This window comes from Bacteroidota bacterium (genome assembly GCA_016706255.1).
In the GTDB taxonomy this organism is placed as follows: domain Bacteria; phylum Bacteroidota; class Bacteroidia; order Chitinophagales; family BACL12; genus UBA7236.
This window is the reverse complement of the sequence record JADJJZ010000006.1, coordinates 808133-823058: the sequence shown is the minus strand read 5'-3', so window position 1 is coordinate 823058 and position 14926 is coordinate 808133. Positions and strand designations below refer to the sequence as shown.

At 36.4% G+C, this 14926-nt stretch carries 14 protein-coding genes; 13 read left to right on the top strand and 1 reads right to left on the bottom strand.

Annotated elements, in window-relative coordinates; all coding sequences use genetic code 11:
- Positions 1 to 60 precede the first annotated feature (60 nt).
- The gene (locus IPI65_12185) at positions 61 to 1167 is read right to left on the bottom strand and encodes a hypothetical protein (GenBank protein ID MBK7442272.1); all 1107 of its coding nucleotides are present in this window, start codon (positions 1165 to 1167) and stop codon (positions 61 to 63) included.
- 407 nt (positions 1168 to 1574) lie between these two features.
- Here IPI65_12185 and IPI65_12180 point away from each other — a divergent pair, with 407 nt between their 5' ends.
- The 13 genes from IPI65_12180 (at position 1575) to IPI65_12120 (ending at position 14922) form a co-directional block, all read left to right on the top strand.
- Positions 1575 to 1925 carry an NADH-quinone oxidoreductase subunit A gene (locus IPI65_12180; GenBank protein MBK7442271.1) on the top strand — a complete coding sequence of 117 codons (351 nt, stop codon included), beginning with the start codon at positions 1575 to 1577 and terminating at the stop codon, positions 1923 to 1925.
- A complete protein-coding gene (locus IPI65_12175; protein MBK7442270.1) occupies positions 1916 to 2476 on the top strand; it encodes an NADH-quinone oxidoreductase subunit B in 561 nt (186 codons plus the stop codon). Before IPI65_12180 ends, IPI65_12175 begins: the two co-directional genes overlap by 10 nt.
- Positions 2476 to 2931: an NADH-quinone oxidoreductase subunit C gene (locus IPI65_12170; protein ID MBK7442269.1), complete on the top strand. Its 456-nt coding sequence runs from the start codon at positions 2476 to 2478 to the stop codon at positions 2929 to 2931. Before IPI65_12175 ends, IPI65_12170 begins: the two co-directional genes overlap by 1 nt.
- A 42-nt stretch (positions 2932 to 2973) precedes the next feature.
- Entirely contained in the window at positions 2974 to 4089 is a 1116-nt protein-coding gene (locus IPI65_12165) for an NADH-quinone oxidoreductase subunit D (GenBank protein MBK7442268.1), read from the top strand.
- A 490-nt stretch (positions 4090 to 4579) separates the two neighbouring features.
- The gene (gene nuoH / locus IPI65_12160; GenBank protein ID MBK7442267.1) at positions 4580 to 5656 is read left to right on the top strand and encodes an NADH-quinone oxidoreductase subunit NuoH; all 1077 of its coding nucleotides are present in this window, start codon (positions 4580 to 4582) and stop codon (positions 5654 to 5656) included.
- Between the two features lie 60 nt (positions 5657 to 5716).
- Positions 5717 to 6187, top strand: a complete 471-nt coding sequence (locus IPI65_12155) for a 4Fe-4S binding protein (protein MBK7442266.1) — start codon at positions 5717 to 5719, stop codon at positions 6185 to 6187.
- A 47-nt stretch (positions 6188 to 6234) separates the two neighbouring features.
- On the top strand, positions 6235 to 6753 hold the full coding sequence (locus tag IPI65_12150; protein MBK7442265.1) for an NADH-quinone oxidoreductase subunit J: 519 nt from the start codon (positions 6235 to 6237) through the stop codon (positions 6751 to 6753).
- 5 nt (positions 6754 to 6758) lie between these two features.
- Positions 6759 to 7064, top strand: a complete 306-nt coding sequence (gene nuoK, locus IPI65_12145) for an NADH-quinone oxidoreductase subunit NuoK (GenBank protein MBK7442264.1) — start codon at positions 6759 to 6761, stop codon at positions 7062 to 7064.
- A 5-nt stretch (positions 7065 to 7069) separates the two neighbouring features.
- Positions 7070 to 8989, top strand: coding sequence for an NADH-quinone oxidoreductase subunit L (gene nuoL, locus IPI65_12140; GenBank protein ID MBK7442263.1), 1920 nt, complete (start codon positions 7070 to 7072; stop codon positions 8987 to 8989).
- Between the two features lie 46 nt (positions 8990 to 9035).
- Entirely contained in the window at positions 9036 to 10517 is a 1482-nt protein-coding gene (locus tag IPI65_12135) for an NADH-quinone oxidoreductase subunit M (protein ID MBK7442262.1), read from the top strand.
- 63 nt (positions 10518 to 10580) lie between these two features.
- On the top strand, positions 10581 to 11972 hold the full coding sequence (locus tag IPI65_12130; GenBank protein MBK7442261.1) for an NADH-quinone oxidoreductase subunit N: 1392 nt from the start codon (positions 10581 to 10583) through the stop codon (positions 11970 to 11972).
- Between the two features lie 10 nt (positions 11973 to 11982).
- Positions 11983 to 12348 carry a hypothetical protein gene (locus tag IPI65_12125; GenBank protein MBK7442260.1) on the top strand — a complete coding sequence of 122 codons (366 nt, stop codon included), beginning with the start codon at positions 11983 to 11985 and terminating at the stop codon, positions 12346 to 12348.
- 126 nt (positions 12349 to 12474) lie between these two features.
- Positions 12475 to 14922 carry a phenylalanine--tRNA ligase subunit beta gene (locus tag IPI65_12120; GenBank protein ID MBK7442259.1) on the top strand — a complete coding sequence of 816 codons (2448 nt, stop codon included), beginning with the start codon at positions 12475 to 12477 and terminating at the stop codon, positions 14920 to 14922.
- The last annotated feature ends 4 nt before the right edge of the window (positions 14923 to 14926 follow it).

The window sequence follows — 14926 nt, the reverse complement described above, 5'->3', positions numbered from 1 at the left end:
AATAATCGACATAAAAAAAGGCTCCAAATTGGAGCCTTTTTTATTATTTAATTGTCAGCATTAAATTTTTAATTGAAACTGTGCGACAAACATATTTGATGCATCAATTCCTCCTTTTGAAACAGGAGATGCCCAACTGGTATTGATTACGTTAAATTGCAAACGTGCTGCATTATCCGGTAAAAAGGTAAATCCGATATTACCGGTAATAGTTGTATAATCATTATCGTCGATAGAAATATTCGGATCGGTATTTTCAAATTTTCCTCCAAACTCTAATGTTTTACACCATGATTTATTGATGTCAACTTTTAATAACGCCTGTGCGAAATAACCTGTCATATTAAAGTCTTCAATTAATAAACCAGTAGTATCAGCAACAAATGTTGTTGTATTAATTCCCTGAATGTATTCACCCTCAACAATTAATTTCGATTTTTCACCAAATTTTTGCTGAATACTTAAATCTGCACCATAAGATAATCCGCTAGTATCTTTTACATAAATATTCTGTGCATTTGCACCGATGCGAATGGCTTTAACTGGACTAAATTCTAATCTGCCCACAATATTTTTTTGTGAGTTATCATCATAATTCACGCCTCGGTTACTACCATTACCAACAGCGAGGTAATAGTTTAAAGGCATTTTATCTTTCATAAATGTTCCAAAAACCATAACACCGGGTTGGTATGATGATAAACTGTTATTCACAAATAAAACGCTTGTAGTACCACGGTCAATCATACGTAAGTCTTCATGACTGGTTAACTCATCTAATTCATAAGGCATTTTAAACTGGCCTGCACGAACTAAAAAATAATCGCTGCATTTATATTCCATATAGGCTAACTCGATGGTTCTGCCAATATTGTTTCCTTTTAATTCAGGTAGTTGCACCCGCACAACACCGCTGAATTTATCGTTCAGTTTTATATCGGTGCGAATCTCGATACGACGCATTCTGAAGTTAGCGGATACCGGATTTTCACTGAATTTATTCTGAACATCAATACTATCAGTTAATGATGCTTCGAAACGTGAGTGCACTAACGCTTTAACCTTTATGGTTGGTGAAAACGTTTCTGCCGGAGCAGTAGTTTGAGCAGATAAACCTGTGGTTAGGCAAAAACCCAAACACAAAAGCCCTAATTGTTTTAATTGCATATTGTAAGATTTAGTGGGTCAAAGATATTTATATGGTTTAGCATGTGTATTAATTCAATGTTAAGTTTATTTTGTGTTTATGATAAGTTCTCATATTATTTATGTGGGTTTAACAAAGGCAGTCATGTTACCTGAATGCAATCATATTGTTACATTAATATATATTATACAATAAAAATTTATGTATAGATTGTTAAGGATACCATAACCTAACAATTATTGAAAAACTGGTTATTATAGGGTTCAAACCAGTCCTAAAATGGCAGGTAAACAAGTGTTTTTGACAGTAAAAAGAATATAAATCAAGATTGGGTTACTGCTTTACATCACCCCCAATAAAAGTTGTGCAAAAACTTTGAGTTACAATTTGGCATATCACGTGTTAAGCCCTATTTTAGCCGCGCATTATGGGTCCAGCCTCTTTAATCGTATTAATTTTAGCCGCAGCCGCATTTTCGGCGGGTGGAATTTTGTTATCCAAAATCATTCATAAAGCATCTAAAAACGTAGTTAAGGGAGAGGCATATGAATGTGGTGTGCCGACAACCGGCAATAGTTGGGTGCAATTTAACGTAGGTTATTACCTTTTTGCCCTTATTTTCCTCGTTTTTGATGTAGAATTGATTTTTTTATACCCTTGGGCCGTAACGGTTCAAAAACTGGGCATGTTTGCCTTTTTTGAGGCAGTTATTTTCCTCTTTATATTATTTACGGGCTTTTTATATGCTCATAAAAAAGGTGCCTTAAAATGGATGTAAACAATAAAAACCCAAACCAGGAGCCGTTTCCGGGCGATGTACATCCAACTGCCTCCGGCGGTATAGTAGTTACCAAATTAGACGATGTAATTAACTGGGCTCGGTCAAACTCCTTATGGCCATTGGTTTTCGGAACAAGTTGTTGTGCTATAGAAATGATGAGTGCTGCCAGTGCGAAATACGACTGGAGCCGATTTGGCTTTGAAGTTGCCCGCGCCACGCCCCGTCAGGCTGATGTGATAATAATTGCAGGGACAATAGTAAATAAGATGGCTCCGGTGCTCAAAAGGCTTTACGACCAGATGCCTGATCCGAAATATGTGATAGCTATGGGCGCTTGTGCAACCAGCGGCGGACCGTTTTTCTATAATACTTATAGTGTAGTAAAAGGAGCCGACCATATTATTCCGGTAGACGTATATGTGGCAGGATGTCCCCCAAGACCGGAAGCGCTAATGCACGCCCTTATTAGCTTGCAGGCGAAAATCAAAGCCGGTGGAAGGCCTGAAAAAATGGTAATTGAACATTTTTACGATAAAGCAACAAAATAATGGAACGCGAAGCATTACAGGCAAGAATCAGCGCCATAAACGCAGCAGTTACCTTCGAAGAAGGTGGTGAAATGCTCAATGCCTTTGTTGAACCGACCGAATGTCGCGATTTGCTGCAAACCCTGCACAATATGGACGATTTGGCATTTGATTATATGTTTTGCCTGACCTGTGTAGACTGGAAAACCCATTTAACCATGGTTTACCACTTGGAATCGACAAAACACAGACATATTGTTGTTATAAAATCGAAATTAGACAGAGAAAACCCTGAAATAGATACAATGAGTGACATTTGGCGCACAGCAGAATTGCTGGAACGCGAGGTGTATGAGTTATTTGGTGTTCGTTTTATCAATCATCCCGATTTGAGAAAATTATTGCTTTCAGATGAATGGGAAGGATGGCCATTGCGCAAAGATTACGAAGACCCGATTAACATGATAAAATTGTAAATATCCATTTCAGTTAAACCATAAATTACCCGGTTAGAAACCATGTTAGAAGAAGTTGCAGTAAATGATACCGGTGATCTGATAATCAATGTCGGACCACAACATCCATCCACGCATGGTGTCCTCCATTTGATTATTACTTTGAATGGGGAAACAATTAAAAATATAGACCCTAATCTGGGGTATATCCATCGCTCCATCGAAAAAATGTGTGAGAGCCTGAGTTACAGGCAGTTTATATATGTTACTTCCCGTATGGATTATTTATCATCTCACATAAATAACCATGCTTGCGCATTAACAGTTGAAAAGGGTTTACAAATTGAAATACCGGAACGTGCTCAATATATCCGCGTAATTATGGATGAGTTAACACGTTTGGCCTCACACCAACTTTGGTGGGGAGCAGCGGCTATGGATGTAGGAGCTTTGACACCATTTTTTCATGCTTTTCGCGAACGTGAAATGATTAATGAAATAATGGAAGAAACCTGTGGCGCAAGGTTAACCATGAATTATAATGTTCCGGGTGGTGTAATGGCAGATATACATCCTGATTTTCAGCGCAAAACGAAGGAGTTTTTAAAATTCTTCAAAACAAAACTGCCTGAATACGATGAAATGGTTACGGGCAATATCATCTTTCAAAACAGAATGAAGAACATTGGCCTGATAACTAAAGAAGATGCTATCTCATACGGTTGTTCAGGACCAACTGCCAGAGCGAGTGGGGTTAGTTGCGATATCAGGAAAATTCATCCTTATTCAATTTATGACAAGGTAAATTTTACTGAAAGCATTCAAACCAGCTGCGACAGTTATGGAAGATATTTGGTACGCATGGAAGAAATGCGTCAGTCCATCAGCATTATTGAACAATTAATTGACAATATTCCTGAAGGTGATTTTCAGGCTAAAACAAAAGCAGTAATTAAATTACCAAAAGGAGAATTTTATTCGCGCGTTGAAACTGCCCGTGGTGAGTTGGGCGTGTATATAGTAAGTGAAGGTGGATTAACACCATACCGTATCAAGTTTCGTTCGCCGGGATTTTCAAATTTGAGTGCACTTAATCATATGGCAAGAGGTCAAAAAATTGGAGATATGGTTGCTATTATGGCGACTTTGGATTTGGTGATTCCGGATATTGATAGGTGAGGGGAGGGATTTTTTGATTGAGCAGAATTTGTTGATTGAACAAAATTTGGGGATTGAACAGAGGGAAAAATTTTTTAATTGAGCAAAATTTGTTGATTGATCAAAATTGGGATTTAGAGGACGGAAGGAAGGAAGGATTTTTGGATTGAACAGAGGGGGAGGGATTTTTGGATTGAGCAAAATTTGTTGATTGATCAAAATTGGGATTTAGAGGACGGAAGGAAGGACGGAATTTTGGATTGAATAGAGGGGAAGGGATTTTTGGATAGAGCAAAATTGTGGAATTGAACAAAATTGGGATTTAGAGAAGAGAAGGGAGGAAGGATTTTTTGATTGAGGAAAATTTGGGAATTGAACAAAATTTGGATTCAGAGCAAAGAGGGAAAGATGGTTTTTTGATTGTAAAGTTGTAACCGATTTGTTTATTGAATAAAATTTGTTGATTTGGTTGAGGATTATAATAGTATAGAAAAATAAAATAGCATTCGTTTTGATAAGTTTTGAATATATAGCAAATAGTGTTGACACCTGGTTGAATGAAAATTTAAATTCGGGGTTAGCATTGACTATTGAATTTTTAATAGTTGGGGTTTTATGTATTGGCTTGTTTGCCGTTTTGGGATTGGTGCTCATTATGATGGAACGAAAAGTTTCGGCTTATATGCAGGTGCGTTTGGGGCCGAATCGAGTTGGACCGAAGGGGATGTTTCAAACTGTTGCCGATACTTTAAAATTATTGGTTAAAGAAGGACTAACACCTACCGGTGCTGATAAATTTTTATTTAACCTCGCTCCATTTGTTGTAATGATTGCGGCGATGCTGATACTGGCGCCGATTGCCTTTGCAAAAAATTTCCAGATTTGGGATATTAATATCGGTGTACTATATGTGAGTGCTGTTTCATCCATTGGCGTTATCGGAATTTTAATGGCTGGATGGGCGAGTAATAATAAATATTCATTATTAGGTGCCATGCGTAGTGGTGCTCAAATTGTTAGTTATGAATTGAGTGCAGGATTATCCATTTTGGTAATCGTAATTTTTACAGGTGATTTATCCATTTCAAAAATTATTGAATCGCAACAAACAGGCTGGTGGATTTTTAGAGGCCATATTCCGGTATTAATTGCATTTGTCATTTTTATCATTGCGGTTACTGCAGAAACCAACCGTGCACCTTTCGATTTAGCTGAAGCAGAATCGGAATTAACAGCAGGATTTCACACGGAATATTCAGGGATGAAATTTGCTTTATTCTTTTTGGCAGAATATGTAAATATTTTTATTGTGTGTGCAATTGGTGCAACGTTGTTTTTGGGTGGATGGATGCCATTCCATATCGGTAACTGGGAAGCTTTTAACAGGATTATGGACTGGATTCCGTCATCGTTGTGGTTTATCGGGAAAACATTTTTCCTCATATTTGTTATAATGTGGTTTCGCTGGACTTTTCCGCGTTTGCGAATTGACCAGTTGTTGAATCTGGAATGGAAATATTTATTGCCGATATCGATGTTCAATTTATTATTGGCAACATTAATTGCCATTCAGGGTTGGTATTTTTAAAAAGAAAAAGTTTGTGGCAGGATATTAAATAAATATTCAGCTGTTCAAAGAAAGAAAAATATGTTTATTACAAATTATATAAAAGAAGTTTTCAGTGGTGTAAAATCCTTGCTTACGGGAATGCGTAGAACAGGATATTATTTCACACATCACAAGGAAATTATCACCCAGCAATACCCTACAGAAATTCCGGTAATGGCGGAACGATTTAAGGGTGAGGTGACAATGCTCCACGATGAAAATAATGAACATGCCTGCACCGGTTGTACTGCCTGCGAACTGGCTTGTCCGAACGCTACCATTAAAATTGTTACCAAATTTGATATTACCCCAGAAGGCAAAAAGAAAAAAGCAATAGATAAATTTGTTTACCACCTTGAATTATGTACACTTTGCAACTTATGTATTGAAGCCTGCCCTACGGGAGCAATTAAAATGGGTCAAAACTTTGAACATAGTGTATTTAACAGAGCCGATTTAACAAAGGTGCTGAACAAACCGGGTAGTAAAGTGCGGGATGATGTTGAATAATTAAAAACAGATTAAAAATATTACTTAAAATAAATTAAGTCACGATTTTGAACGCTTACGATATTATATTTTACATTTTAGCAGCTTTTATTCTGGGTAACGGAATACTGGCCATGAGCACCACTAAAATATTCAGGGCAGCAATCTTTTTATTATTTACACTTATTGGTGTTGCCGGATTATATTTTTGGATGCAGGTAGAATTTGTGGCTGCCGTTCAAATTATCGTATATGTTGGTGGTATTGTGGTGTTGATTATTTTCTCCATATTCCTCACTCAGCAATCGGGAACAGAAATGGCAAAACCTACTATGCAGCGACGCATATTTTCCTTGATTGCTGTTTTGTGCGGAGCCGGACTTACGGGATTATTAATTTGTCAGCATACTTTTCCGGATAACGCGGCAGATACAATGGATGATTCCGTTCAAAATATCGGAACTCAAATGTTGGATTATCAGGATGCGGGATTTGCATTACCGTTTGAAGTAATTAGTATTCTTTTACTGGCGGCCATGATTGGTGCAATTGTAATCGCCTTAAAATCAAATGCCGAAGAATCATGAATCATATTACCATAACACAAATTCTATTTTTAAGCACTGCCTTATTTTTTATTGGTGTTTACGGGTTACTTACACGCCGAAACATGATAACCATGTTAATGGCAATAGAATTAATTCTGAATAGTGTTAATATCAACTTTGTTGCGTTTAACAAATATTTATATCCCGAAAATCTCGACGGTTTATTTTTTACCATATTTATTATTGCCATTGCTGCGGCAGAAGCTGCTGTTGCCATTGCCATAATTATTAATATATACAGAAATCACCGTTCCATAGATGTGGAAGATAACGAAGAAATGAAATATTGATTATCATGAACAGCTACAACTATATAGCATTAATTCCGATTTTGCCATTTGCAGGATTTTTACTGCTGGGATTATTCGGAAAAAGATTACCCGAAAAAATTTCCGGATTAATAGGCGTATTGTTCATTGGTATTGCAGCAGTTCTTTCTTTAACAACTGCTTATCAGTATTTTATTACTGACGGTGTAATTAACGGCATCTATCCAACACTTGAACCAATTAAATTTACCTGGTTACAGTTTACTTCAACCTTATCAATTGATATGGGCATTATGCTGGATCCTATTTCAGTAATGATGCTTGTAGTAGTTACATTTATTTCACTCATGGTGCATCTGTTCAGTTTGGGCTATATGCACGGTGAAAAACGATTTGCTACTTATTATTCGCATTTACAATTATTTACTTTCAGCATGCTTGGTTTAGTGTTGTCAGGCAATTTATTCCAGATATACATGTTTTGGGAATTGGTTGGGGTATCATCATTTTTATTGATTGGATATTATTACGATAAACCATCAGCAGTTGCAGCAAGTAAAAAAGCATTTATCGTTACCCGTTTTGCCGATTTATTTTTTCTGATTGGCATTTTAATTATGGGTGTTACTGCCGATTCGTTTGATTTTAATTCGATAATTGCAACATTAACATCCTCAGCATTCCAGGAAAATTACGCTGCTACTTTTCTTGGTTTTAGTGTATTAACCTGGGCACTTACATTAATATTTATAGGTGGAGCAGGTAAATCGGCCATGTTTCCTTTACATATCTGGTTACCGGATGCCATGGAAGGTCCAACACCTGTTTCTGCATTAATTCACGCTGCTACAATGGTTGTTGCAGGCGTATTTTTAGTAGCACGTTTATTTCCGGTATTTTCTGTAACCGATTCGGGTGCTTTGGAAATTGTTGCCTATGTGGGCATTTTTTCTGCGTTGTTTGCGGCTGTTATTGCATGCACACAAACAGATATAAAACGTGTGCTGGCTTATTCAACCATGAGTCAGATAGGTTATATGATGTTTGCCTTAGGTGTTAGCGATTATGAACATGGTGCAGGATATACTTCCAGTATGTTTCATTTATTTACTCATGCCTTTTTCAAATCATTATTATTTCTTGGCGCCGGTTCTGTAATACATGCTGTGCACAGCAACGAAATGAAAGATATGGGCGGGTTAAAAAAATATCTCCCAATTACTCATATCACCTTTTTAATAGCTTGTCTCGCAATTGCAGGTATTCCTCCATTTGCAGGATTTTTTAGTAAAGAAGGTATTTTACATGCCGCTTACGAAACACATCCTGGAATATATTTTGTTGCTTTAATTACATCAGGCATCACAGCATTCTATATGTTTCGTTTATACTATTCAATATTTTGGAATAAAAGTGAAACACATTTACACGATTTTCATGGCGAAGGACCATTGACTATGAAAATTCCGCTGCTCATACTCGGTGCGTTATCGGCAGTGGCAGGGTTTATTCCGTTTGCGCATTATATCTCCCCAACAAATACACCACAGGAATCACATTTTGAAATATTATTTTCTATAGCACCGGTATTGATTGGTGTTACGGGAATTATTATAGCAACCATATTTTATAAAACAACAAACGGAAGAGCAGCAGCATTTGCAAAAAGTGCAGGCGGATTATACCGCAGTGCTTATCACAGGTTTTATATTGATGAAGTTTACACCTTCGTCACCAAAAAAATTATTTTTAATTTAATTGGCAAACCGGCAGCCTGGATCGATAGAAATATTGTCGACGGGTTGATGAATGCCATTGGCAATACAACAATTACCTTTTCAGCTTCCATGAAAGACCTTCAATCGGGTAAAGTGCAGGAATATGCATTATATTTTATTGCAGGTGTTATTGGTTTAAGCATGTTAGGTATTTATTTATGGATGTAATTAACCGTAAAAGAACCGGTTAATTATAATTTTAAGATGAAGTAATATGAATTTAAATTTACTCATAGTAATACCCGCAGTTACCGCTTTAGGTATCGTGTTCGCAAAGGGACTGAAACAAGTGCGTTTTGTAGCATTTGCCGGAGCCCTGATACAGTTGGTGCTGAGTTTTACGTTGCTGTTTCTTTTTACGCAAGAGCGGAATTCGGGAAATAACGAACAATTTATTTTTCAGGCTGTATATAACTGGTTCCCTTCGTTAAATATTAACTATCATATTGGGGTAGATGGAATTTCTGTGGCTATGATATTACTTACTGCTTTTGTTGTACTGGCAGGAGTATTGGTATCATGGAAAATGGAAAAAATGAACAAAGAATTTTTCCTGCTTCTAACCTTGCTGAGTGCCGGTGCTTATGGATATTTTATTGCGCTTGACTTATTTACACTCTTCTTCTTCTTAGAAGTTGCGGTAATTCCTAAATTTTTACTGATTGGTATTTGGGGCAGTGGCAAAAAAGAATATTCTGCAATGAAATTAGCATTAATGTTAATGGGTGGCAGTGCATTGGTTTTTGTTGGTATGATTGGCGTTTATTTTTCAGGCAGTCACAGTTTAGATTTAATTACAAATTCACAGTCATACATAGATGAATCTACACAGCGGATATTTTTTCCATTCCTTTTTGTAGGGTTCGGTATTTTTACTGCATTATTTCCTTTTCATACATGGGTACCCGACGGACACAGCTCCGCTCCTACTGCAGCGTCAATGTTTTTAGCAGGTATTTCAATGAAATTAGGTGGTTACGGATGTTTACGTGCTGCAGTTTATTTAATGCCTGAAGCAGCAGCCTATTACCAGCCGGTGATTATTACACTTTCAACTATCGCAATTATTTATGGCGCATTTGCAACATTAATGCAAACCGATTTAAAATATATTAATGCCTATTCCTCAGTATCACACTGCGGTTTTGTATTACTTGGAATTGGCATGTTAAATGAAACTGCAATTAATGGGGCGGTATTACAAATGGTATCACACGGATTAATGACAGCCCTTTTCTTTGCTGCAATCGGTATGGTTTACGACAGAACACATACACGCATGGTAAAAGAAATTGGCGGATTATTAAAAGTAATGCCATTTATAGCTACGGTATTTATTTTAGCGGGTTTATGTTCACTGGGTTTACCGGGTTTAAGTGGTTTTGTTGCTGAGATGACTGTATTTATGGGAAGCTGGCAAAATCCGACAACCATGTATCGTTTTGCAACTATTCTTGCCTGTGCAAGTATTGTTGTAACCGCAGTATATATATTAAGAGCGTCAGGTAAAACAATGCTGGGGCCCATTGTAAATAATGAACACCTAACATTAACCGACGCAAGATGGAATGAACGTTTGGCTGCATTTGTATTAATGGCAGCAATATTAATAATGGGAATTGCACCATTTTTAGTTACCGATATTATTTATCCCGGAACTGAAGTAATGATGCAGCATATTGTGTCAAATAAATAAGTAAACAGATAAACAAAACAACAATTTTGTTTTAAAGTAGATATTATGAACGGCGATATATTAATGCTAATGAAATTTGAGCTGATGGTAACCATCATCCTGTTCATTTTATTGCTCCTTAAGCTGGGAAAAAATAAGATGAGCACAGGCAATTTACTCAATCTGGTAAATATATTGCTGGGCGTAAATTTTATTGTTGGATTTTTCTTTAATACAACCGGAAGTGCTTTTGGCGATATGTTTTTAAGCACACCGCTGATGCATCTCGAAAAAAACATATTAAATCTTGCCATTTTAATTATTTCATTACAATCAAGGGAGTGGCTGAGCACACATAAACATGTTCCTGAATTTTATATCATTTTACTGGCATCACTTTCCGGTATGTTTTTTATGATTTCAGCTCAAAATTTATTCATGTTTTACCTTGGGCTTGAATTATCAACGATACCACTTGCCGCATTAGCTAATTTCGATTTATTAAAACGTAAATCAGGAGAAGCTGCAATGAAATTTATTATTTCATCGGCATTTTCATCCGGTATATTGTTGTTTGGCATTTCATTGCTCTATGGCGCTTTAGGCACTTTAAGCTTTGAACAGATATCAATAACCATGAATAGTCAGCCACTGCTCATTTTAGGATTTGTGATGTTGTTTGCAGGTTTTGCATTTAAAATGAGTGCTGTGCCATTTCATTTATGGACAGCAGATGTTTATGAAGGTGCACCGGTTGCAGTTACTGCTTATTTAAGTGTTGTTTCGAAAGGTGCAATTATTTTTGTTTTCTTTTCTGTATTGTTTACCGCTTTTGAAAATATTTTTATTTCATGGTATAATTTTATTTTCCTGATAAGTGTACTTACCATGATAACCGGTAATTTATTTGCCATTCGACAAACCAATTTAAAACGATTCCTTGCATTTTCTTCAATTGCACAGGTGGGATTTATTTTAATTGGCATTTCAGGCAATTCGGCAGAAGGCGCAGCGGCTTCAGTATTTTTTATCGTGATTTATTTATTTTCCAACCTGGGTGCATTTGGCGTAATATCGCTGGTAAGTGCAAAAACGGGGAAAGAAAGTATAAGCGACTATAAAGGATTTTATAAAACCAATCCGCTGTTAGCTTGGGTATTGGCCTTGAGTTTATTTTCACTGGCAGGAATTCCGCCTACTGCAGGATTTTTCGGAAAATTCTTTTTGCTGATGAGTGGTGCAGGACAAAACAATACACCACTAATTGTAATTGCAGCTTTAAATATGATTATTTCATTGTATTATTATTTAAAAGTAGTAAAAGCCATGTTTATGGATAGCAATGAAAATCCGATTCAAAAATTAAGCACCGGTTTTCAGGCAGGGCTGGCATTTATTATTTGTATTGTTGGCGTTTTATTGACCGGTTTAATTGGCGGTTGTTATGAATATATTTATTCCCTCATTCATTTATAAATTACAATAAATGGCTATTAATCAAAATCATACTTTCGACGATCTGGATGGCATTAAATGTGCAATTGTAGAAAAAAATGTCGCTCAGCAACGTGTTGATTTTCTTAAAGCGCTGTTAACCCATAATGGATTTACTGTTGTGGTGGTTCCAACTCCACCTGCAAAAGGAGCGCCTGCTTTAGCAGAGGGTGAAGTAGCGCCTCCGCCAACTTCATGGACTGTGGGTGTTACCGATTCAACTTTTAATGCAATTAATGCTGTTTTTGGCCGATTGCTAAAAACGAAAGATGGTAAAGTAGTAACCATGGCTTATTGGCAACAAAAAGACAGTGTTTCCCACGAGGAAATACCCTATTTTGCGAAGAAGTGGGCTTGAGGGGACTATACCAGGTTTCATATTATATCAGGTTTGATTTTTTTATTAGCATACTAAGTTTGAATTCAGAATTAGTTATGCCTCCATTTTTTGGGGCTATTGATTAAATTGGTCTATTTTTGTCTTATGAAAATTTCATGGAACTGGCTGAATGAGTTACTACCGTTGAATATGACGGCAGATGAAGCTGCAATTTTATTAACCGATATCGGGTTGGAGGTTGAGGGGGTTTATCCCTATTCAAATGTTGAGGGTGGTATGGAAGGCTTAATAGTTGGTGAAGTAATTTCATGCGAAAAACATCCTGATGCAGATAAATTAAAAGTTACACAAGTAAATATTGGCAGTGGAGAGTTGCTAAATATTGTTTGTGGAGCTCCGAATGTTGCAGCCGGACAAAAAGTAATTGTTGCTACTGCGGGCACAACAGTTCATCCTGTAAAAGGTGAACCGTTCACCATTAAAAAAGCAAAAATTCGAGGTGTTGAAAGTAATGGTATGTTATGTGCCGAAGATGAAATTGGTTTAGGTGAAGGCCATGACGGTTTATTATTGTTACCTGAAAATACAGCAGTTGGTATTCCGGTAAAATCGCTGTTTGATATTTATACAGATACCATTATCGAAATAGGATTAACTGCCAATCATGCAGATGCAAATTCACATTTAGGTACTGCCAGAGAATTACGTGCTGCTTTAATATCAAGAAATATCAGCAACCCGGAATTAACATCTGCCCACAAAAAAAATATTACCATTAATTCCGCAGCACCTGAAATAAAAGTTTCAGTTGAAGATACCAATGCTTGTCCGCGATATTCAGGTATTCAAATAAAAAATGTAAAAGTAGGCACCTCACCTGCATGGCTGCAGCATAAATTAATGGCAATCGGCATGCGTCCAATAAATAATGTAGTGGATATCACGAATTATATTTTGCATTATTACGGACAACCATTACATGCATTTGATGCGGATAAAATTTCAGGCAACAACATTGTGGTAAAAACATTGGAAAATAATACACCATTTGTTACACTCGATGGAAAAGAACGCAAATTATTATCCACAGATTTAATGATTTGTGATAATAAAGGAGGTTTGTGTATTGCAGGTGTTTATGGCGGATTAAATTCCGGAGTAACCGAAACAACAACACATATTTTTTTAGAAAGCGCTTATTTTAATCCTTCGTATATCAGAAGAACTGAATCGGCACACGGATTAAAAACTGATGCTTCTGCCCGTTTTGCAAAAGGTACTGATATTGAAATTACTACAACTGCGCTGCAACATGCTATGACATTAATTGAAACATTATGCGGCGGGGAAATTGTTGGCGACATTATTGATATCTACCCAAACAAAACAATATTAACTGACATTACACTGCGATTGAGCAGGTTAGAAAAAATAAGTACCTTACAATTACCGGTTGCAACAATTAAAAACATATTAACCGCCTTACATATTGAGATAGTATCGGAAACCAATGATACGTTACAATTAAAAGTACCTGCTTATAAAAATGATGTATTACGTGAAATTGATATTATAGAAGAAATTTTGCGGATGCATGGTTTTAATAATATTACGGTGCCATCAACAATTCGCACGCCGTATTTGGTAAGTCCGAAACCCGACAACGAAAAAGTAAAACTGGAAACCATTAATTATTTAGTGAGTAATGGTTTTTATGAAATATTTACGAATGCTATTTCACGTTCAAAGTATGCACAACAATTTTTACCGGAGATGGCAGAAAAGCAGGTGAATTTATTGAATTCATTAAATGCCGAACTGGACAGCATGCGCATTAGTATGGCATTTACCGGTTTAGAAGTAATTGGATACAACAGCAATCACAAACAAACTGATTTAAAATTATTTGAATTTGGAAGAGTGTATGCTAAAAATGCAGATAATTATTCTGAATCGGAAAAAATTGGTTTATTTATCACCGGTAATAAATATGCTGAAAGTTGGCGAATAGCAAACCGGAAAACAGATTTTTATGATATTAAAGAATCAGTTGACCGTTTGCTGAATAAAATGTCGAGCAAAACAGAATGGCAGTTGTTGGATGATAGTAATACACATTATTTAGCACCCATTTTTGAATCAGGGAATTTAATTAAATCGGGTAATCTGGTTGTTGGCATTTGCGGTAGTATTCGCAAAAATATTTTATCGGTATTTGATATTAAGCAGCCGGTATTTTTTGCAGAGATAGACTGGAAAATTTTGTTGGAAAATATGTCTGCCCGCAAAACAACCTTTAAAGAAATTTCAAAATTTCCGGAGGTTCGTCGCGACCTTGCTTTGGTGATTGACAAACAGATTACTTATAACCGTATAGAAGCAATTGCAAAAAAAGAAGGCAAACCTTATTTGAAGGATGTTATTTTGTTTGATGTTTATGAAGGCGAAAAACTGGCCGGTAAAAAAAGTTATGCCATTGGTTTGACCTTCAGCACTGATGAGCGCACTTTAACTGATGCAGATGTGGACGGTGTTATGAAAAAACTGATGCAACGATGTGAAACAGAGCTTGGTGCTGTAATCAGGAAATAAAAAA

Coding starts and splice junctions, on each gene's coding strand:
- IPI65_12135 (MBK7442262.1), top strand. CDS start 9,036: ATGAATTTAAATTTACTCATAGTAATACCCGCAGTTACCGCTTTAGGT.
- IPI65_12125 (MBK7442260.1), top strand. CDS start 11,983: ATGGCTATTAATCAAAATCATACTTTCGACGATCTGGATGGCATTAAA.
- IPI65_12120 (MBK7442259.1), top strand. CDS start 12,475: ATGAAAATTTCATGGAACTGGCTGAATGAGTTACTACCGTTGAATATG.
- IPI65_12165 (MBK7442268.1), top strand. CDS start 2,974: ATGTTAGAAGAAGTTGCAGTAAATGATACCGGTGATCTGATAATCAAT.
- IPI65_12170 (MBK7442269.1), top strand. CDS start 2,476: ATGGAACGCGAAGCATTACAGGCAAGAATCAGCGCCATAAACGCAGCA.
- IPI65_12175 (MBK7442270.1), top strand. CDS start 1,916: ATGGATGTAAACAATAAAAACCCAAACCAGGAGCCGTTTCCGGGCGAT.
- IPI65_12130 (MBK7442261.1), top strand. CDS start 10,581: ATGCTAATGAAATTTGAGCTGATGGTAACCATCATCCTGTTCATTTTA.
- nuoL (MBK7442263.1), top strand. CDS start 7,070: ATGAACAGCTACAACTATATAGCATTAATTCCGATTTTGCCATTTGCA.
- IPI65_12180 (MBK7442271.1), top strand. CDS start 1,575: ATGGGTCCAGCCTCTTTAATCGTATTAATTTTAGCCGCAGCCGCATTT.
- IPI65_12185 (MBK7442272.1), bottom strand. CDS start 1,167: ATGCAATTAAAACAATTAGGGCTTTTGTGTTTGGGTTTTTGCCTAACC.
- IPI65_12155 (MBK7442266.1), top strand. CDS start 5,717: ATGTTTATTACAAATTATATAAAAGAAGTTTTCAGTGGTGTAAAATCC.